Here is a 19643-nt window from a genome sequence, read left to right on the forward strand (position 1 = left end):
GCTTCTTCGCCACTTCATCTTGTGAAAGACCCGACTAGTAGAGCTTGGCAGCATCCAGCGCCAGCTCATCACGTCGCGTTAGCCCAAACTCATTGGTCTTCATGGTGCAAGCTTACGCACACGCCGCGGGCAGATAAAAATACCCTCCCACCGCGAGAAAGGTGAGAGGGTAAAGCTTCGTTAGAAACGACTACTAGCCACAAGCAGGAACGGGTGGTAGCTGCCAACTGGCTCGGGTCTGGCGTTTAGGGATGTTGGCTGATGCCACCCGTTCCCTGCCGTAATCGAACTTATGATCTTCTGTTGCGGAAACTATGCACGCACGGACGCGCCACCGGAATTACCGCGGTGGGCAGCGTCCTTCGATTCAGCTACAGTCTTTGATTCTGAGTGACCGTGAGCGTCATCATCGTGCTTCTTGCCACCGTGGCCCAGCGGGGTAAAGTGCAAAATCGCAACGATAATCGCACCAACAATCAAACCGAAGATGAGTGAGAGACCAGTATTCGTAAACCACGCCAAAACTGCGCCAATGAAACCGGGGATCGCGTGCTCAACGATGTGCTCCATATGGTGCACAAATTCGTAGAGAGGATGGAAGCCTAGCTTATTCATACCGTCCAGCAGAATATGACCGCCAACCCAGAGCATTGCCAACATACCGACAAAGGAAATAATTGACATTACGGTCGGCATAGCCTTCACAAGACCGCGCCCGAACGACTTGGTAGCGCTCCCCTTGCCCTTCTTAGCCAAGAACAGACCAAAGTCATCCATCTTGACGAGCAAGGCAACCACACCATACACACCAATAGTCAGCGCAACACCCACAACAGCAAGAATCAAGGCGCGGTTCATGAGAGTTTCAGATGCTACTTCGTTGAGTGAGATCACCATGATTTCAGAACTCAAAATGAAGTCTGTGCGCACTGCACCAGAGATAATCTTCTTCTCGTCCGCCTCATCAGGAGTGCCAAGAGGAGATTCCGCATCTTTATCCTTGGTATTAATAATTTCGATAACTTTTTCAGCACCTTCATAACACAGGAAAGCGCCACCGCACATCAAAAGCGGGGTTAGAAGCCACGGAATGAACTGGCTCAGCAAGAGCGCAAAAACAAGAATAATCGCCTTATTGCGTAGCGAACCTATCGCGATTTTCTTGATGATAGGGAACTCGCGCTTAGGCTCAATACCCTGAACGTACTGTGGGGTCACAGCGGTATCATCAACTACCACGCCTGCGGCTTTAGCGGACGCGCGTCCAGCGGCTGCCGCCACGTTGTCCATATTTGCCGCGGTGAGTTTTACGAGTGCAGCGACATCGTCCAAAAGTGCGGCCAAACCACCGGCCATGTGTATCACATCTTTCTAGGTGCGCTATACCCGCCAAGAGGTATAGAAAGTAGAGTTACTTAATTTTAGGGGACAGTTAGCTTCTTTGGGGTATCTCCCGCACGTAATGTGCGCCCCACCGCGCTAGCATCCACTACGCCCCTCACATTCCGTGGATTTGCGCTGTAATTTCCGTGTTTTTACAGCGCAAATCCACGGAAAGTGCGTGAGGGCGGGTTTTATTCCGGGTGGATTTGCGGAATCATCGCGGTATCTTCAATAGGTTTGGGTACATAGCGCCACAGAGCCGGGATTGCCACCGTAATTCCAGCGATTGCAAGGATGCAGGTGAGCCCGCCCGCCATCGCCGCGACGGGCGCGCCGAGGACGTTTGCGGCACCGCCAACCAGGCCGGTGCCCAGATTAGGACCGCCCGTAACCGTGACAATAAAAAGCCCCTGCAAGCGTCCGCGCATGTTATCCGGCGAGGCAGTCTGCAAAATAGTGGATCGATAGATACCGCCGAGTGCATCGCACCAGCCGGCGAATGCCAGGGCAGCCGCACCACCTAGAATGGGCAACAGATTTTCGAGGACGCTGTCGCTGGGTTCTCTGCCGAGAAGCATGAAGGCGATGAGCCCGAAGGTAAAGAATCCTAAGCCCCAGCCCACGTAGCTGAGGGTGAGAAAGCGTCCCTGCCGTTCAATGTTTTTCAGCCAGCCCGAGAGCGATACACCTAGCAAAGCGCCAATAGCTCCCGCAGAGAGCAAAATACCTGCGCCACTATCGCCGCCGCCAAAGGAGACCACCACTAGCGCCGGAATGATAGGGCGGGCTTGGGCAAAGAGCATACCGATGACATCAACGATAAATGACATTCCCACGACGGGTTGGCCTTTAACAAATCGAAGACCTTCGGCAACGGATGACAGTCCTCGTTTTTGCTCCTGCGCATGGTCGCGATGCGGAATCATGGGCGGTAGCTTATACAAGGCCCACAGCCCCACCATCATGGCGAGCACGTTGATAGAGTACGTCCAGTTGTAGCCAACGCTTGCAACGAGTGCGCCGCCGAGCATCGGGCCGACGCTCATGCCGAGGGTTCCAACCGTCATGGTAAGCGCGTTGGCGCTGGGTAGAAGCCTGCGTTTGATGAGTTTGGGAATAATGGCGCCACGCGCAGCCTGATTGATAGGTTGAAGCAGTGATTCGACGGCGATAAGTCCGTAAAGCACCCATACGTTGTGAACGCTCGCCCACGCATGAATTGCGATACACAGGGTTACTAGCCACATTCCAATGGATGCGGCCAGGGCGACTTTTCTGCGGTCGTAGGTGTCTGCGATAACTCCACCGTAAAGACCACCAATAATGAGCGGCCCCACTGCTACCAGCCCAATAGCACCGGTGGCTGCGGTTGAGCCTGTCAACGCGAAAATCTCTAACGTCATGGCGATAGAGGTGATCTGGTAGCCCATCGTTGAGAACAGCCCGCCCATCCAGATGCGACGGAACTCTGGACTAACTTTAAGCGGGGTGATATCCATCAGGAGTTTGGGCATGCTACCTATTGTCAGTCAAACGTTGGATGCGGGCAAGAGGATTTTTTCTTATTTTGGGAGCATAATTCAATAAGGAAAATTCTTGCTCTATCTCACCATTTGTTTTCTATTGAAAATTTATTTCCCATGCCATTGACTATTAAATAAAAGAATTCCGGCGCTCTTGAGAGTGTCGGAATTTTTAGTCAGTCTAAAACTTAGCGAGCTTCGTACTGACGAGCCTGCTGTGAGCGAACATTCTGCACAGCTGCAGCGTCCTTGATAATCTGCTCGTACATTTCGTTGTCTTCCTGGCTGTCGCGAACCACCTTTGCAACGGTGAATGATGACGAAATCAGGCCCACGGAGCCCATCAGGTAGTAGCCCTTAACCATGAGCGGTTCTTTCAGGGTGTAAAGACCAACCAGCATCAAAACGACAAAGAATCCAAAAGATACCCAAGCCAGCAAAACAAATGCTGAATTATTGCGGTAGGCCTTTTTCTTTACATTAGGCGAAGACATCAGTAATAAACCCTTTTTATAAATAACGGTGAGCATTAAAGAAATTACCACAGTCACAAAAAGAGTTAACTTTATGACGCTTATCTGCGGCGGCGGTCCATGCAACGTGAGGTCGTAGACTTAAGACTGCCCTTTGTTTTCGTAGAGGAGTTTTATCGTGCCCCACGTTTTTCCTACCCCGTCACCCACTATCACCATGAACGATGGCGAAGGCATCCCTCAGCTAGGTTTTGGTGTCTGCGCTATTTCTCAGGATGGCACTGCCCCGGCTGTAGAGGCAGCGCTAGAGGCTGGTTATCGCCATATTGACACCGCGACAATCTACAAGAATGAGCGTCAGGTCGGCGAGGCGGTGCGCGCCAGCGGTATCGCGCGTGAAGATGTTTTCGTCACCACTAAGCTGTGGAACACCGACCAAGGACGAGACTCCGCACTTGAGGCTTGCGAAAAATCCCTTGAACTTCTGGGAATGGACTACGTTGATCTCTACCTCATTCACTGGGCACAGCCAGGTCAGGCTAAGTACCGTGAATCTTGGGAATCGTTGTTGGAGCTTCGCGAGCGCGGTCTCGTCAAATCTGTAGGTGTTTCTAACTTCACCAGCTCGCAGCTTGATGAGATTATCGCCGACACTGGTGTTACGCCCGTGGTCAACCAGATTGAGACGCATCCTTTCTTTAACCAAGCACAGCAGCGTGCTGAGAACGCTGCCCGCTCTATTTTGACCGAAGCGTGGTCACCGCTGGGGCAGGGTTCGGCGTTAGAGCATCCTGATCTTGTGGCGATTGCTCAGGTTCATGATGCGACGGTGGCGCAGATTATCGTTGCATGGCATTTAGCCGCCGGTAGCGTCGTCATTCCTAAGTCGCAGACTCCGCAACGCATCGCGTCCAACCTTGATGCTCTCAAGGTCACGTTGACGGCACAGGATATCGAGCTCATCGATTCCCTCACCCGCGCTGACGGACGCTTGGGCGGCGACCCTGCGGTGGGCGACCTTGGCGCACCGTTCTACTCAGATCGCCCCGGTGTTATGCAGAAGTAAGCCGCTTCTAAGATTAACTTTCGTGGCCTGCACCGCAGGCACAATTGATTCTGCACTGTGTAGGTGATTGAGTAGAAATACATCTAACCACGATCGAAAGGATGGCTAGCATGGCACAGGCGCCACTAGTGAAGTTCAATGACGGCAATGAAATCCCTCAGCTCGGCTACGGTGTATGGCAGGTTGAAGATGAGGTTGCTGAAAAGGTTGTAGGCCTGGCACTGGACGCGGGCTTCCGCCACATCGACACCGCTAAGATTTACGGTAACGAAGAGGGCGTAGGACGCGCACTTGCGGCTTCATCAGTTGACCGCAACGATGTTTTCATCACCACCAAGGTCTGGAACGAAGACCAGGGTTACGATGAGGCACTGGCAGCTTTCGATGCATCACTCAAGCGCCTGGGTATTGAGGAACTTGATCTCTACCTGATTCACTGGGCAGCACCTCACCGCGGCAAGTACTTGGAGACCTGGAAGGCTCTGATTGAGCTGCAGAAGTCAGGTCGCGTCAAGTCCATTGGTGTTTCGAACTTCCCCGAAAAGGAACTGCGCGAAATCATCGAGGCTACCGGTGTTACCCCCGCAATCCACCAGATTGAGCTGCACCCTTACTTCAACCAGACTGAACTGCGCAAGGTCAACGACGAGCTCGGCATTAAGACCGAGGCATGGTCACCGCTGGGCCAGGGCGGCGAAATCCTCAAAGACGAAACCGTCCTAAAGATTGCTGAAAAGCACGATGCTACCCCCGCACAGGTTGTTGTGGCATGGCATCTAGCTATCGGCAACGTCGTTATCCCCAAGTCAGTCACCCCCGAGCGCATCACCGAGAACTTTGATGCACTGGGTGTTTCCTTGGATTCTGAAGACGTTGAGGCTATCAACGCACTCTCCCGCGAGGACGGACGCCTCGGCCCCGACCCCGCAGACATGGATTTCTAAGACTCAACAGTGAGTTTTAAAGCCGAATAAAAATCGGTGGTATGCAAGGTGAGCGCGCCACCGATTTTTGTATGTCATTAATTCATACGGCGATAAGCGACTTCTGGCGGTGAGTTCTCAGGTGCAGTGGTCAAGTTGCAAGAAGAGTTATTCCCGTTAAAACACTTCGCCCCGGCACACATTGCGCATATGTGCCGGGGTGAACCGTTTACCAAGACTTATGAGCGTCCTTGGAATTTAGCCGACGGGGCTGTTGACCTTGATCAGCGAGAAGAGGTCGCGGGGATCCTCAGGCTCAGCGATGAGGTCGATGAAGGTCTGTAACTCGCTACCCTGGGTAGCGGCGCGTGCGTAACGCAGTGCTGAGAAGTCAGAGATTGCGAAGCCGACGGAGTCGAACAGGGTGATTTCCTGATCTGAAGTACGGCCGGGCTTGTCACCGGTCAGCACCTGCCAGAATTCGGTGACGGGGAAGTCCGGGTCCTTCTGCTGAATTTCGCCTTCAATGCGGGTCTGCGGCGGGAATTCAACGAACACCGTGGAGCGGTCAAGAATTGCGCTATCGAGCTCGGTCTTACCGGGGCAGTCGCCACCAACAGCGTTGATGTGTACGCCGTCCTTGACCTGCGCGTTGTTGAGCACATGGTTCTGTGCCTTGTCAGCGGTGCAAGTGGTGATGATGTCTGCATCAGCAACAGCCTCGTCAACGGAGCTTGCGATATGAATATCGAAGCCCAGCGGTTCGAGGTTGCGGCGGAACTTCTCGCATGCTTCGGGTTCAACGTCGAAGACTGAGAGCTTTTCAATACCGAGTGCTGCACGGAAGCCCAGTGACTGGAACTCTGACTGTGAACCGGCACCGATGAGTGCCATGTGCTTTGAGTCGGGGCGCGCCAGCTTGCGTCCTACCATTGCGGATGCGGCAGCGGTACGCAGCGCGGTCAGCAGGGTCATCTCGGCCATGAAGACGGGGTAACCGTTGTCGACATCAGCCAGCATGCCAAAAGCAGTAACGGTCTGGAAACCACGTGCGGGGTTTGACGGGTGACCGTTCACGTACTTGAAGGAGTAGGTCTCCATGTCGGAGGTGGGCATCAGTTCGATGACACCAAAGGGGGTGTGGCTAGCCACACGAGGAATCTTATCAAAACGCTCCCAGCGCTTGAAGTCTGATTCAAGGTATTCGATCATTCCGCCGATGATGTTTTCTACGCCGTCTCGCTGGATCCAGCGAGCCATGCTTGCAACATCTACGAATTCAACTTTGGTCATACGTAAGTCCTCTCTGACTTAGTGCACCGATTATCTCCTTGAACAGAATAGAGAAGAATTGTATAGACGGCTATAGGAATAATGAACGAATATTTCGCTAAATATGTACATTTTGAGCAGATAAAGTAACATTTTGCTTATGCCCCACCTCACTTCTGCTGAAAATCAGTTACTCACAGCACTTCGCAAGAACGCGCGTGCCACGGTTTCTTCGCTCGCTACTCAACTCGGCGTCACGCGAGCCACCATTACCCACATGATGGCGCGTCTAGAATCGCGCGGAATCATCCTGGGGTACACCGTGCGGGTGTCTGATGAAGAAATCAACAAGAGCATGAGGGCTGTAGCGATGCTTGAGGTGGACAATCACGCCACCCGTTACGCTGTTCAACAGTTGAGGCTGATGCCTGAGGTCGAAGAAATTCATACCACCAACGGCGTATGGGATTTAGTGGCTCATATTCGGTGCAGCTCGCTGAGTGATTTCGATGCTGTCCTACAGAAAATCGCGGCAGTCAAAGGTATCAGCAACTCGCAGACCAGCATCCTTTTGACGCAGGTGGGGCCGTAAATCTCTACAGGCTCTACGATATTTTGGCCAACCGCCGAAGTGTCAGGCATACACCAATAGTCTACTGACTATGGGGTATGCCTGCCGCTGGTATCGCACAGCAACAGAATAAAGCCGTGGGCCTCAACGATTGTGTTGAGGCCCACGGCTTATAGACGCAAGAAGTTAGCGGATTCTAGCGTTCGTCGTCGAAGGTGTTTCTCACCGACCCGCGGAAGGTGCGTCCTTCACTGTGAGCGGTATCGACGCCGGGACGGTGTGCCAGAATCGGGACAGCACCGGTGTAGCCTTCACGCACAGCAGCTGCCTCGTAGACGCGCTTGCGAACCACAAACCAGCCGCCGATAAGAATCGGAACAACCAATGCCATAGATGCCAGGGTGTAGGTACCGGTCGGGTAATCCAGAGCAATGAGTACCATCACGACGGCGAGGAATGCCATCACAGCCCAGTCGCTAAAGCGTCCGCCGGGTGCCTTGTAGCCGGGGCGGCTGTAGCGTCCTGCTTTGACTTCTTTCAAGAACTTCTGGTGTGACATGGCGATAGCTGCCCAGCTTGCCATCGTTCCGATTGCCGCGATGTTCAGAACAATCTCAAATGCCTGCGCAGGCACGATGAAGTTGAGAACCACACCGATTAGCGCGATAACAGCGGTAAGCAAGATACCTGCAACGGGCACGCCACCCTTTGACATCTTGGCAGCAATCTTGGGGCCTGAGCCAGCAACCGCCATAGAGTGCAGGATGCGTCCGGTGGAGTACATGCCCGCGTTCATCGATGATGCCGCTGCGGTAATAACAACCAACTGCATAATGGGTGCAGCGTAATCAACACCGATTGAATTGAAGAACGTAACGAAGGGTGATTCGTTAGCTGAGTAGGTGGTGTAAGGCAGCAGCATGCACAGCAGCAAAACGGTACCAACGTAGAACACGGCAATACGGATAATCACTGTGTTGATGGCGCGGGGAATGATTTTCTCAGCGTTTTGAGTCTCACCTGCGGTGGTACCTACGAGCTCAATACCTGCGTAGGCAAAGACAACACCCTGAACCACGATCATGGCGGGCAAGAGCCCGTTGGGCAAGAAGCCACCGTTATCAGTAATGAGCGAGAAACCAGTGGGAGTTCCGCTGGGGTTTCCGAAAATCAAGAAGCCGATACCGACCAGCAAGAAGATCACAAGCGCACCGACTTTAATCAGCGCAAACCAAAATTCAAGCTCGCCAAAGACCTTGACCGATAACAGGTTGAGCGAGACCACCAGAACCACAACGATTAGCGCGATAACGCCCTGGTTGAGCCCTGCGATGAAGTCGCTGTACTGCCCGAACCATTCAATGTAAATCGCGATAGCGGTCGCATCGGCAACCGCCGTCATTGCCCAGTTAAGCCAGTACAACCAGCCCGAAACGTATGCGGCTTTTTCACCGTAAAACTCGCGGGTATAGGAAACGAAGGATCCCGATGATGGGCGGTGCACAATCAGCTCGCCCAGAGCACGCAGAATTAGGTAGCCAAAGAAACCACAGATAGCGTAGACGAAAGCTAGCGAAGGCCCGGCGGTTTCTAGGCGTCCACCGGTGCCCAAAAACAGACCGGTACCGATTGCTGAACCGATTGCAATCATCTGAAGCTGACGGGCACCTAAGCCCTTGTGGAATCCCTCTTGCTCGTGGGCAAAAGGATCAGCAGCAACATCTATGTTCTGCTGAGAAGAAGTATGTTCTTGCACGATAGCCTCACCTAAATTTTTATGAGGTATTTACGCACGCGCCGCGTCGTTGCGGTGAAGCGCGGGTACGTAAACACAAATGACAGAGATACTCGGTGCAGATGAGTTCTTGCTCTATCACTAGATTTACTCAGCTATACAACCATAGAAGGTTTGGAAAGTAATTCACAACACACCTTTAAGGTAAAAACTGAAGCAAACTGTCAATTTACCTGATGTTTGGTTGACATATTTCACTCACGCCGGTTATCAACAACTGCAAAGAGAAGGGTGATACTGTAATCAGGCATAACTTTGCTGGACGGTCTTGGGCGCAGGCGCGCAGTCAGGGGGGAAAATGAAAGAGTTCATAAAGGATCCTAAGTTTAGGTTCCTAATGGTGGGCGGTTTCTGCTTCGTTCTGACGATGGCGATTAACTACGGACTGAAGTACACGGTACTCACCGATAAGCCGACGACTGCGCTGTTGATTGCTACGGCTATCGCATCTATCGTGAGCTATTACCTATCATCGCGGTGGACGTGGGAGCACACCTCCGGCGCAGCTCGCCCCAAAGAGTTCGTTGGCTTTGTGATTGTGACGATTTTGGGCATTATCGTGAACGCTACCCCGCAGTGGATTTCACGCTACGTGTTCCATATTGAAGAGCCGCACGTGAGCTTCTTGGTGCAGGAAATTTCTGACTTTATTGCTGGCCCCATCCTGGGTACACTGCTGGCAATGGTTTTCCGTTATTGGGCACTCGATCGCTTTGTATTCCATGGCAAAGAAGCACGCAAGAACGCGGAGCATTCCGAAACTCTACCGCCGTTCACTTCTAAGTTCCCGGTGATTGAGCCCGCGCGTCCAGCCCCAGGCTCGGTTGACAAGATCGCTTAGATTTCTCGATAACCGCGAGAGGTTAGACGTGGCGGATGCGAGCTAGCGAACGCACAAAGAGCCACGGCTAGAAATCTCTTCCTACAATTTGCTCAAGCTGGCGCTTCTACGCCCGCTGACCGTACCTGTGCTTTTTGCCAGCAGGACGCTTGCCCGCAGGCTTTTTTGGCGCGGTTTCCTCATCCAAAAGCAGGCTCAGCGAGATGCGCTTTCGCGCCGGATTCACATCCGTCACGCGCACCGTCACTACGTCGCCTGAGCGCACAATATCGTGCGGATCATTCACAAAGTCGCGGCTCATCTCAGACACATGCACCAGGCCGTCCTGGTGCACACCAATATCAACGAAAGCGCCAAAGGCTGCTACGTTAGATACCGTACCTTCTAACTTCATACCGACCTTGACGTCCTCAATTTTTTCAATGCCCTCCGCGTACTTGGCGGTCTTGAAGGCAGGACGCGGGTCTCGCCCGGGCTGTGCAAGCTCGGCAAAGATATCGCGCACGGTGGGCAGGCCAAAGGTGTCAGTCACATAGTCTTCAGGCTCGAGCTTTAACAATGCGGCAGCCGGAACAGAAGTACCTTGCAATCCCCCGGCGTCCTTCACGATAGCCCGCGCGATGCTGTATGCCTCAGGATGCACAGCCGAGGAGTCCAGCGGCTCATCGCCGTCGGTGATGCGAATAAATCCTGCGGCTTGCTCAAAAGCTTTAGGCCCTACGCGCGGCACATCGAGTAGTTGCTTGCGAGAGGTGAACTCGCCATGCTCATTACGGTAGGCCACAATGTTCTCGCTCATGGTGGTGCTCAGACCGGCCACGCGCGCCAGCAAAGCCGGCGAGGCAGAGTTCACCCAAACACCCACCGCGTTCACGCAGTCCTCCACCACCGCGTCCAAAGTTGAGCTCAACAGGGACTCAGAAACATCGTGCTGGTACTGCCCCACACCAATCGACTTGGGGTCAATCTTCACCAGCTCGGCCAGCGGATCTTGCAAGCGGCGCGCAATGGACACAGCACCGCGCAAAGAAACATCGAGCTGAGGCAGTTCGGCAGAGGCAAGTTCTGAGGCTGAATACACGGACGCGCCCGCCTCAGACACCACAACCTTTTGTAGCTGATGCGCGCCGATACGAGCTATAAGCTCCCCCGCCAGACGGTCTGTTTCGCGTGAGGCGGTGCCGTTGCCGATAGCAATCAAATCTACAGAGTACTCGGTGCACAAACGCTGCAGAGTATCGAGCGCAGCGTCCTTCTGATGATGCGGGGCATGCGGGTAAATAACGTCAGTCGCTAGCACTTTTCCTGTGCCGTCCACTACCGCAACTTTCACACCGGTACGCAGCCCCGGGTCAAGCCCCAGTACCGTGCGAGAACCCGCTGGAGCACCTAAGAGCAAATCTCGAAGGTTCGAAGCAAAGACGGCAATGGCGTCCTCCTGCGCCTTTTCAAACAGAGCATTGCGAATATCGGTCGCAAGACGCGGTAGCAGGCGCTGACGCCAGGTTTGGCGCACGGTGGTGGCAAGCCAGGACAGCACGCGGTCATCATCTTCGCTCACAGTGTTGAGAACCTGTACCGGAATGCCAAGATCGATAGCAACCTGAGACTCGTACCCGGCACGGACGTGGTCATATTCTTCGGCTTGAACCAATGCCTGAGCGAGCTCAGCGCCGCGAAGCTTAGAAACAGCCGGTGCGGGCACAGCCCCGTCGATGCTCACTTTCACCGCACCGGATTTTTCAGCGCGCAACAGTGCAAGTACGCGGTGCGAAGGGATGCGTCGAATCTGCTCGGAAAAATCGAAATAGTCAGCAAATTTGGCGCCGGATTCCTCGCTACCTGCCACCATCTTGGAGCTAATAACGCCGGTTCGCCACATTTTATCGCGTAGTGCCTCCACCAGCTCGTGATCGTGCACCGCACGATCCATCAAAATAGCGCGGGCGCCGGCGAGCGCATCCTCGGCAGTTTCGACCGCGGTGTCGGCGGGCATGCCTTCTTCTGCCGGGTGAATGTAGGCGGATGCGATATCTCGCAGGCTCGCCAGTGGTACTTCGAGGAGGTCCTCAACGAGGTCTTCAAGCCCCGCTTCATAGGCAATTTGCGCCTTGGTACGGCGCGTCATCTTGTACGGTGCGTACAGGGTTTCTAGCGTATTTTTGTCTTCTGCGCTGAGTAGCGCGGCACGCAGAGACTCATCGGTGACGCCTTGAGCATCCAGCGCGCTGAGAATAGCTCCGCGGCGCTCTTCAAGCTCACGTAGATAGGTCAGCCGCTGTTGCACCGTGCGCAACTGGGCATCGTCCAAAGACCCCGTCTTTTCTTTGCGGTAACGCGCGATAAACGGAACGGTTGAGCCAGCGTCCATCAGCTCAGCTGCAGCCTTCACCTGCCATACGTGCACGCCAAGTTCATCGGTGATCCGTTGAATGATTGCGGTATCGCGGGAGGGGCTTTGGGTAGTCATAATCTATAGTCTCTCACGATGTTGTACGCTGCAGTAATTAGGCACAGTCGCAGGTGGGATTACGAGAAGATGTCCCGCGTAATGTTTGGCATCACGAGCGTTTATCTTTGGTCTTGTGCCCCTGCAGTTTTAGAGTTGGTATATCCAAAATTTAGCCACAAAAGTGCGCGCACCCACGCTTTTGTAGTTACTCCCCTACGGTGCACTTATTGAGGAGATTCTAATGCTCACCACCAGCGATTCGAGCTACGAGGACTTTTTGTCTTCTTACTCGTCGGTCATTGGTGAAATGGCAGCGATGGGTCTTGCCCCCCAGCGAAGCTATGTCACGCTTTCGTACTATTTTCCCGGACGCTCCCATTGATTATTTGAACCACGCGATTTCTACCGGTGAGTGGATTTTTGTCGGTCGCAGAGAGCAGCCGATTAACAACGTGATGATGGCATCTGCCCTGTGGTATGCGGTGGCGTACACCTTGGATTTAGAGCCGGATTACAGCTACACCGTTGTCAATATTGATCCCACGATTATGCAGGATGTTCCTCGCATGCTTGAGATGGCGCAGGTGAGCCCCGAGAGCATTGCGCTGGTGATGTCTAAGATTGGTGCTGCGCTGGATTATCTTTCTCAGCACCCGTACACCATGGTCGATGAGGCCACCTACGATGAGATGTTAGAGAATCTGCCGCCTGAGTTGGCCGAGGTTGATCAGGACGCGGTGGCGTGGCCGCCGTCGCGTCAGGTGATTACTGACCGCCTGGGTAATGGTTCGTGGAGTAGCGCTCTTCTGCGCATTGGTATTTGTCCGCCTGATATTGATGAGATTGAACCGTCTGTTGATCCTTCATCTATTTCAGAGCGCGAGTTCCGCAATGTGCTGGCTGATTTCTTGAGCTACTGCATCCGCTACGATCGTAAGCCCGCTGTTTTGCTGTACGGTACGTGGTCAACGGATCGTGATCACTACGGTAAGGTGCCCACGGTGAGTGCTATTCGTGCACGCTTCGGTTCGTGGCATAACGGTTTGCAAAAGGGCCGTAAGCTCATCAACGATGCGGTGTCTATGGGTGCGGGTAAGGCTCTGCCGGTGTCTTCAACCAAGGACTGGAACACCTCGCTCTCTATTGAGGAGCTGGCAGCTGAGGGTATTGGCGTTGTTGAAAGCGCGGGCACCTCAGCGGAAGATTTTTCTGCATCAAAACGATGGGAAAACCTGGTGAATGTGATGGTTTCTCGTCTTGAGGAACTGCCGTGGATGCAGACCTTGCGCATCTACTACCTCAGCCCCGAGGTTGTGGAGGCAGAGGAGTACACTCCATTTGTGAGTGTTCTTCGTGCGCCCAGCGGCTACCTCTGTCAGCTCACTCCGGCGGATGCTTTTGAGAACCTTCAGCTCACGCAAGATACCGATTACCTGTTCGCTCACGGTTGGTCTGCTCCCGATGAGTCTCGCCCATCGTGGACCCACAATTTCTTGAACATCCACGAGGCAGCTCACGCCGTCATTAACGCTATGCACTTTAGCTGCGGCGCTGATCAGGTGGACTACTACCAGTCGGACGATCCCGTAGCCGCTCCCGGTGCAGATGTGATTCATCCCGGAACTGGTTCAATTCCCATGATTGTGGTTCCTGAACCCACCGTATCTATCGATACTGAGTCCTAAAGAAATTTACCCCGCCCCACCGTGCGCAGGCAGTGAATCTGCCGCCCAGCTAGGCGGGGTAAACTCTACCTATGCCCAGAAAGTCCCGCTCTTCTTCTACTCTGTTCACGCTCATCGCTACCGTCGTTGTTGTTCTTACGCTGGTGCTTGGTATCTCGTGGCTGCGCAGCGCCAATTGGTCGCTAGAAGCGGCGCTACAGAAAATCCCCGACAATGTGTGGGGCGCAATTGTTGGGCAAGAGCCCACCAAAACTATCGACAACACCGGGTTCGACCTGTCGCATCCCAAAGAATACTCCACAGCGCTAACGGTGCTTTCAACGCTAGAAGTCAAAGACAAGGGTAGCCAGAACGGTTACTCACGCGATAAGTTCGGCAGGGCGTGGACAGATACCGACCGCAATGGATGCGACCAGCGCAATGACATTTTGGCGCGCGATCTTAACAACGCTGTCGAAGACTCACGATGCCGCGTGCTATCGGGTGTCCTCGATGACCCCTACACGCTCGGTACCGTTGATTTTAAACGCGGTGAAAACTCTTCATCGCTCATTCCTATCGACCACGTGGTGGCGCTGAGCAATGCGTGGACCACAGGCGCGTCATCGCTCAACGACGTTCGACGCCAACAAATTGCCACCGACCCGCTTAATTTGCAGGCAACCTCCCGTGAGGCTAATACGCAAAAGTCTGATCAGGACGCCTCAACCTGGCTACCGCAACCCGGTTACCGTTGTGAATACGTGGCGCGACAGGTCTCTGTCAAAGCAGCCTATGGTTTGTGGGTCACTCGCGCCGAAAAATCAGCCATGGAGGATGTGCTGAACTCCTGCCCGGATCAGCCGGCATACCGCTCTCAGTTCGTGGGGTAACACTACTTCACGCATCCCCTCTGACCTACAGTTGCCTCACGCAACGTGATACAACAAGAATGACGCGGGAGGGCAAACATGAGCGCACAGGGGCAACAATTTTCCGGGTTCACTCAGGGCAGTCGCGAATATGCGCGGTTACTGATGGCGATGTTTTGTGCCGGTATGGCGGTTTTCGCTCAGCTCTATTCGCCGCAGGCAGCTTTGCCCGCTATGGCACGTGATTTATCAATTAGCGCTGATGCTGCGGCGCTTTCTATCTCTGCGGCGACTGCAGGTCTGGCTCTCGCCTCTATTGTTTGGGCATTTGTGGCTGATGCGTGGGGACGCGCCCGCACCATGATCCTCGGGCTGAGCCTCGCAACTCTACTGGGCCTGTGCCTGCCGTGGGTTTCGTCCTATCCCCTGCTTTTAGGGCTTCGCGTGTTCGAAGGAATTTTTCTCGCCGCAGTCACCGGCGTAGCGATTTCTTTTATTGTCTCGGTGACCCATTTTTCAGCGCAGGTCACAGCAACCAGCCTGTTTATTTCGGGCACTTCGCTCGGCGGATTAGTCGGACGCCTAGTTTCGGGTGTTTTAGTGGAGCTGGTGGGCTGGCGGTGGGCGCTGATGGCCGTATCAATTCTGGCAGCGTGCGCAGCTAGCTTCTTCGCGGTGTTGTTATCGCGCGGTGCATTGGCTCAAGCGGCAGCATCTTTTAACTCGCTCACAAAACCTCATGCTACAAAAGACGGCTTTTCTCTCACGTACCTTGTTCAAAAGCTCTGGGTCAACCTCAAACACCCGAAACTGCTTCTTTTGTATTTCGCAGCGTTCTCCCTCATGGGTGCCTTCGTGAGCATCTACAACTACATTGGTTTCGTACTCGAAGCACCGCCCTATTCTCTTCCTGTCTCACTCATCTCTTTCCTGTTTCTCACCTACCTGTTTGGCACCTTCTCATCAGCGACCGCGTCCAAACTTGCCCGTAGATTCTCAGCGAAAAAAGTTCTTGTGGCCTGTTCGCTTCTCATGGCCGGAGGTATCGCCCTCACGGCGCTCTCTCCCCTGCCAGTTATTATTGCGGAACTGGTTATTCTCACCACCGGGTTCTTCGCCGCGCACGCGCTCGCATCCGGCCAAGTAGGCATCATCGCAACCCGCGCAAAGACTCAAGCAACAGCTCTCTATAACGTCTTCTACTATGTGGGGTCAGCGAGCGTCGGCTGGGCAACCGATCTTCTTCTCGCCCACGAAGGATGGACGCTCACCGCAGCTTCTTGCGGCACGCTCGCCCTGCTCTCTGCCACCTTGATTGCCCTGTTTTTCTCACCGCGCGCATAAAAATACCCGCCACCGCAAAATTGCGGGGCGGGTATTACCAAGTGTTATTCAGTCGCTACACCGTAGAGCTTAGAACGTTACTTCTTTCTTCAAATCTTCTTTGAAGCGCTTGTAGCCGGCAATACGAGCAGGCGACTTACGGACAATGAACCAGCCGATGGTCAGCAGAACAAACCAGATGGGCAGAACCATCAGTGCCTTCAAGGTCTCAGGATCCTGGCCCAAAACAACAATCATTGCGATAAAGAAGAGCAAAGCGATAGCTGCTGAAACGCGACCACCGGGCATCTTGTACTCTGATGCAGCGTGAACTTCAGGACGCTTTGAACGGTAGATGAAGTAGCACACCAGAATCATGGACCACACGAACATTGCCAACAGCGCGGTAACCGTTGCGACCAGCTCAAACGCGGTCATCGCATCATCACCCGAGTACAACAGAACGATGCCTGAGAGCATCAAAACAGCGGTGAGGTACAGGGCATTACGGGGAACACCGGTCTTTGACAGCTTAGAGAATACGCGCGGCGCAGTGCCCTCTTCAGCCAGACCGTAGAGCATACGTGAGGTGGAGAAAACACCGGAGTTAGCCGATGACATAGCGCTGGTCAAGACCACAAAGTTCACGATAGAACCAGCGACGCCCAAGCCTGCAAGAGCAAACATTTCAACGAAGGGGCTCTGATCTGAAGGGATGGCGCGCCAGGGGGTAACCATCAAGATAACAGCCAGGGTCAGCACGTAGAAGAGAATGATGCGAACGGGAACGCTGTTGATAGCGCGGGGCAGAGTCTTGCGGGGATCCTGGGTTTCTGCTGCGGTGGTACCGATTAGCTCAGCACCAAAGAACGCGAACAAGGCAATCTGGAAGCCGGCCAAGAAACCGTGCACGCCGAAGGGGAACAGTCCGCCGTCGTTCCAGATATTCGCAATCTGAGCCTTGTTGCCGTTGGGAGCGGTGAAGCCCATGAAGACCATACCCAGACCAACAATAATCAAAACGATAATTGCCACGATCTTGATCATCGCGAACCAGAATTCGATTTCGCCGAAATTCTTAACGCTCGGAAGGTTCAGGGTGAGCAGGGCAAGAATCAGAACGATAGCGGGAATCCATGAGGGAAGATCCGGCCACCAAAAATGAACGTAGTTGGTGATTGCGATGGTGTCTGCAACGCCAACAACAACCCACGCCAGCCAGTAAGACCAGCCAACGAAGAAGCCGCCTGTGGGGCCGAGGATGTCGGTTGCGAAGTCGCCGAATGACTTGTAGTTGAGGTTAGACAGCAAAAGCTCGCCCATTGCGCGAAGCACCAGGAAGATCATGAAGCCGATGATGGCGTACACGAAGAGAATTGATGGGCCTGCTACTGAGATGGTGCGGCCGGATCCCATGAACAAGCCGGTACCGATTGCACCGCCGATGGCGATTAGCTGAATATGGCGGTTAGACAAACCGCGCTGCAGCTCCCCCTCAGTTGAGTGGGACGCTTGCGATAGTTCTCCCATCGCTCCTCCTATTCGTTGAGGTATAGCCTCCTTTAGACCATACCGTCGCAAGAGCTTTATCAAACTGTGTCTGAATTTTATTATTTGACTCATTGTAGTGCGCCGGTTCGCTTGCTCTCGGCAATCTGATGCAATTTTTTCGAACTTTGGACACCGTTTTATGTGGAATCGTGAAAAAATAGTAAGTGAGATTGCTTGATTTTATTTTACAAGTAAAGTAATCTTGCAGAAGAAGGACGCACACAGCGCACCTCACACCATATCCACGAAGGAGAAAATTCACATGGGTCTCGTATCAAACGCAATTCTTCGCACCACTGCCGGCGCATTCATCCTGAACTCAGGTCTCAGCAAGGCAAAGATGGATGAGGAAACCTACGGTTACCTCAAGGGCATGGCATCAACCGGTGTACCCCAGGTCAACAAGCTCTCAGACAAGCAGTTCGGCCAGGCACTGACCGCAGCTGAAATCGCACTCGGCGCAGCACTTCTTTGCCCCATCGTTCCCGCTAAGGTTGCAGGCCTCGGTCTTGCAGGCTTCGGCGCAGGCATGCTCACCATGTACTTCAAGAACGATGACATGACCCTCGAAGACGGCATCCGCCCCTCACAGGAAGGTACCGCTTTGGCTAAGGACATCTTCCTCGTATCATCAGGTCTTGCACTGATCACCTCACGCAAGGGTCTTCTCTAAACCCTTCGCTGAGATCACTCAATAATTTTTAGATCAAAGGGGTTCGTTGTGGCTTTCACAACGAACCCCTTTTTTCACGCCCGACTACAGGCACACACCCACTATCATTGAACAGTTACCTCAGCGCTCATCTTCTAGCGCACCCGGTGAGGCTTAGAGTTTCCGTCTGCACCGGTTCATCATTAGATTCAAGGAGTCTTTGTGGAAACCAACAAGCAAAAAGCCGACATGGCGGCACGCGAAGAAAAACTGGCACAGGGTATCGACGTTACCGAGCAGCCTACTCCCGAAAAGTTCTACCGACAGCCTTACTCCTTCGTACGACGCGGCGACCGACTCACCTCGCGTCGCCAAAAAGCATGGGATACATACGCACCCACCCACGTCCTTGATTTGCCCCGCCTGGTAGCAGACACCTCTGTTGCACCCGAGGCAACTTTTAATCAGGAAGCTCTCTATGGACGGACCGCTCCCCTGGTTGTTGAGATTGGTTCCGGCTTGGGCGAGGCTATTGTGCACCGCGCATCCGAAGTACCCGAAAACAACTTTCTCGCCGTTGAGGTCTACACCCCGGGAATCGCAGACCTGCTGTTGAAAATGGAGCAGGCTGAGGTTGAGAATGTTCGCGTGGCTCAGGCTAACGCACCGGAGTTGCTTGATAACCTTCTCGAAGAAAACTCCGTGGACGAACTCTGGGTCTTCTTCCCGGACCCCTGGCACAAGTCCCGCCACCACAAGCGTCGCCTAGTGTCACCAGACTTCGCATCCAAAGTAGCTCGCGTCCTCAAGCCCGGCGGTATCTGGCGACTGGCTACCGACTGGGAAGAATACGCACTGGTTATGCGCGAAGTCCTAGAAGCGCACCCCGACTTTGAAAACGTACACGCCGGTGAAGGCGCAACCGATGAAGACCCCATCGGTGGCTGGGCACCTCGCTGGGAAGGACGCACGCTCACGTCCTTCGAACGCAAGGCAGGAGAGGCAGGACGCCGCGCCCACGACCTCACCTACCGACGTGTCTCATAAGTAAAAAGATGACCCGGCTCTGTACCTTTTACCCGAAAATTCGGGCACCGCACGGAACCGGGTCATTTTTATGTCTGATTACTGAGGCTTATTCATAAGGGAGGGGCAACCCCACCCCACCAAAAGACAACGGCCCCACCAATGGCAAAATAAGAGGACTAAATCGCCAGAAATAACCTCAAGCCATACCGGAGAGACCGTTGCCCAACCAGCGTATAACCGGGCTCACCAGCGA

General features: G+C 53.8%; 16 protein-coding genes. 9 read left to right on the forward strand and 7 right to left on the reverse strand.

The window, feature by feature from the left end:
- Positions 1-312: 312 nt before the first annotated feature.
- The 3 genes from HF984_RS06035 to HF984_RS06045 all read right to left on the reverse strand — a co-directional run bounded on the left by HF984_RS06035 (position 313) and on the right by HF984_RS06045 (position 3400).
- Positions 313-1356: a DUF808 domain-containing protein gene (locus HF984_RS06035; protein WP_168614779.1), complete on the reverse strand. Its 1044-nt coding sequence runs from the start codon at positions 1354-1356 to the stop codon at positions 313-315.
- Between the two features lie 218 nt (positions 1357-1574).
- Complete coding sequence (locus HF984_RS06040) at positions 1575-2897, reverse strand: MFS transporter (protein ID WP_168614780.1); 1323 nt, start codon at positions 2895-2897, stop codon at positions 1575-1577.
- A gap of 197 nt (positions 2898-3094) precedes the next feature.
- Positions 3095-3400 (reverse strand): YiaA/YiaB family inner membrane protein, encoded by a 306-nt coding sequence (locus HF984_RS06045; protein WP_168614781.1) that lies wholly within the window; start codon positions 3398-3400, stop codon positions 3095-3097.
- Between the two features lie 196 nt (positions 3401-3596).
- On the opposite strand from HF984_RS06045, the gene HF984_RS06050 reads away from it, so the two are divergent.
- Positions 3597-4445 (forward strand): aldo/keto reductase, encoded by an 849-nt coding sequence (locus HF984_RS06050; protein WP_168614798.1) that lies wholly within the window; start codon positions 3597-3599, stop codon positions 4443-4445.
- Positions 4446-4555: 110 nt separating this feature from the next.
- The gene (locus HF984_RS06055; RefSeq protein WP_168614782.1) at positions 4556-5389 is read left to right on the forward strand and encodes an aldo/keto reductase; all 834 of its coding nucleotides are present in this window, start codon (positions 4556-4558) and stop codon (positions 5387-5389) included.
- Between the two features lie 237 nt (positions 5390-5626).
- Here HF984_RS06055 and HF984_RS06060 read toward each other — a convergent pair whose 3' ends face one another.
- Positions 5627-6661, reverse strand: a complete 1035-nt coding sequence (locus HF984_RS06060; RefSeq protein ID WP_168614783.1) for an ornithine cyclodeaminase — start codon at positions 6659-6661, stop codon at positions 5627-5629.
- A 139-nt stretch (positions 6662-6800) separates the two neighbouring features.
- Here HF984_RS06060 and HF984_RS06065 point away from each other — a divergent pair, with 139 nt between their 5' ends.
- Entirely contained in the window at positions 6801-7232 is a 432-nt protein-coding gene (locus tag HF984_RS06065; protein WP_168614784.1) for an Lrp/AsnC family transcriptional regulator, read from the forward strand.
- A gap of 175 nt (positions 7233-7407) precedes the next feature.
- Here HF984_RS06065 and HF984_RS06070 read toward each other — a convergent pair whose 3' ends face one another.
- Positions 7408-8967 carry an amino acid permease gene (locus HF984_RS06070; RefSeq protein WP_343947480.1) on the reverse strand — a complete coding sequence of 520 codons (1560 nt, stop codon included), beginning with the start codon at positions 8965-8967 and terminating at the stop codon, positions 7408-7410.
- Positions 8968-9304: 337 nt separating this feature from the next.
- Between HF984_RS06070 and HF984_RS06075 the strand changes: the two genes are divergently transcribed.
- Positions 9305-9847 (forward strand): GtrA family protein, encoded by a 543-nt coding sequence (locus tag HF984_RS06075; RefSeq protein ID WP_168614785.1) that lies wholly within the window; start codon positions 9305-9307, stop codon positions 9845-9847.
- 106 nt (positions 9848-9953) lie between these two features.
- On the opposite strand, the gene HF984_RS06080 is transcribed toward HF984_RS06075, so the two are convergent.
- Entirely contained in the window at positions 9954-12317 is a 2364-nt protein-coding gene (locus HF984_RS06080; protein WP_168614786.1) for a Tex family protein, read from the reverse strand.
- A gap of 323 nt (positions 12318-12640) precedes the next feature.
- Here HF984_RS06080 and HF984_RS06085 point away from each other — a divergent pair, with 323 nt between their 5' ends.
- From HF984_RS06085 to HF984_RS06095, 3 genes are all read left to right on the forward strand, one after another.
- Positions 12641-13984, forward strand: coding sequence for a hypothetical protein (locus HF984_RS06085; protein ID WP_168614787.1), 1344 nt, complete (start codon positions 12641-12643; stop codon positions 13982-13984).
- A gap of 71 nt (positions 13985-14055) precedes the next feature.
- Complete coding sequence (locus HF984_RS06090) at positions 14056-14856, forward strand: HNH endonuclease family protein (protein ID WP_168614788.1); 801 nt, start codon at positions 14056-14058, stop codon at positions 14854-14856.
- Between the two features lie 78 nt (positions 14857-14934).
- A complete protein-coding gene (locus tag HF984_RS06095) occupies positions 14935-16179 on the forward strand; it encodes an MFS transporter (protein ID WP_168614789.1) in 1245 nt (414 codons plus the stop codon).
- 69 nt (positions 16180-16248) lie between these two features.
- On the opposite strand, the gene HF984_RS06100 is transcribed toward HF984_RS06095, so the two are convergent.
- Entirely contained in the window at positions 16249-17688 is a 1440-nt protein-coding gene (locus HF984_RS06100) for an amino acid permease (protein WP_168614790.1), read from the reverse strand.
- 283 nt (positions 17689-17971) lie between these two features.
- On the opposite strand from HF984_RS06100, the gene HF984_RS06105 reads away from it, so the two are divergent.
- Positions 17972-18382, forward strand: a complete 411-nt coding sequence (locus HF984_RS06105) for a hypothetical protein (protein ID WP_168614791.1) — start codon at positions 17972-17974, stop codon at positions 18380-18382.
- 228 nt (positions 18383-18610) lie between these two features.
- Positions 18611-19408, forward strand: coding sequence for a tRNA (guanosine(46)-N7)-methyltransferase TrmB (gene trmB, locus HF984_RS06110; protein ID WP_168614800.1), 798 nt, complete (start codon positions 18611-18613; stop codon positions 19406-19408).
- Positions 19409-19643: the final 235 nt, after the last annotated feature.

The sequence above is a fragment of the Rothia terrae genome, from assembly GCF_012396615.1.
Classification (GTDB): Bacteria; Actinomycetota; Actinomycetes; order Actinomycetales; family Micrococcaceae; genus Rothia; species Rothia terrae.

Excerpts from the sequence above, each read along its gene's own strand:
- HF984_RS06035 (WP_168614779.1), bottom strand. The coding sequence starts at position 1,356 with ATGGCCGGTGGTTTGGCCGCACTTTTGGACGATGTCGCTGCACTCGTA.
- HF984_RS06040 (WP_168614780.1), bottom strand. The coding sequence starts at position 2,897 with ATGCCCAAACTCCTGATGGATATCACCCCGCTTAAAGTTAGTCCAGAG.
- HF984_RS06045 (WP_168614781.1), bottom strand. The coding sequence starts at position 3,400 with ATGTCTTCGCCTAATGTAAAGAAAAAGGCCTACCGCAATAATTCAGCA.
- HF984_RS06050 (WP_168614798.1), top strand. The coding sequence starts at position 3,597 with ATGAACGATGGCGAAGGCATCCCTCAGCTAGGTTTTGGTGTCTGCGCT.
- HF984_RS06055 (WP_168614782.1), top strand. The coding sequence starts at position 4,556 with ATGGCACAGGCGCCACTAGTGAAGTTCAATGACGGCAATGAAATCCCT.
- HF984_RS06060 (WP_168614783.1), bottom strand. The coding sequence starts at position 6,661 with ATGACCAAAGTTGAATTCGTAGATGTTGCAAGCATGGCTCGCTGGATC.
- HF984_RS06065 (WP_168614784.1), top strand. The coding sequence starts at position 6,801 with ATGCCCCACCTCACTTCTGCTGAAAATCAGTTACTCACAGCACTTCGC.
- HF984_RS06075 (WP_168614785.1), top strand. The coding sequence starts at position 9,305 with ATGAAAGAGTTCATAAAGGATCCTAAGTTTAGGTTCCTAATGGTGGGC.
- HF984_RS06080 (WP_168614786.1), bottom strand. The coding sequence starts at position 12,317 with ATGACTACCCAAAGCCCCTCCCGCGATACCGCAATCATTCAACGGATC.
- HF984_RS06085 (WP_168614787.1), top strand. The coding sequence starts at position 12,641 with ATGTCACGCTTTCGTACTATTTTCCCGGACGCTCCCATTGATTATTTG.
- HF984_RS06090 (WP_168614788.1), top strand. The coding sequence starts at position 14,056 with ATGCCCAGAAAGTCCCGCTCTTCTTCTACTCTGTTCACGCTCATCGCT.
- HF984_RS06095 (WP_168614789.1), top strand. The coding sequence starts at position 14,935 with ATGAGCGCACAGGGGCAACAATTTTCCGGGTTCACTCAGGGCAGTCGC.
- HF984_RS06100 (WP_168614790.1), bottom strand. The coding sequence starts at position 17,688 with ATGGGAGAACTATCGCAAGCGTCCCACTCAACTGAGGGGGAGCTGCAG.
- HF984_RS06105 (WP_168614791.1), top strand. The coding sequence starts at position 17,972 with ATGGGTCTCGTATCAAACGCAATTCTTCGCACCACTGCCGGCGCATTC.
- trmB (WP_168614800.1), top strand. The coding sequence starts at position 18,611 with ATGGCGGCACGCGAAGAAAAACTGGCACAGGGTATCGACGTTACCGAG.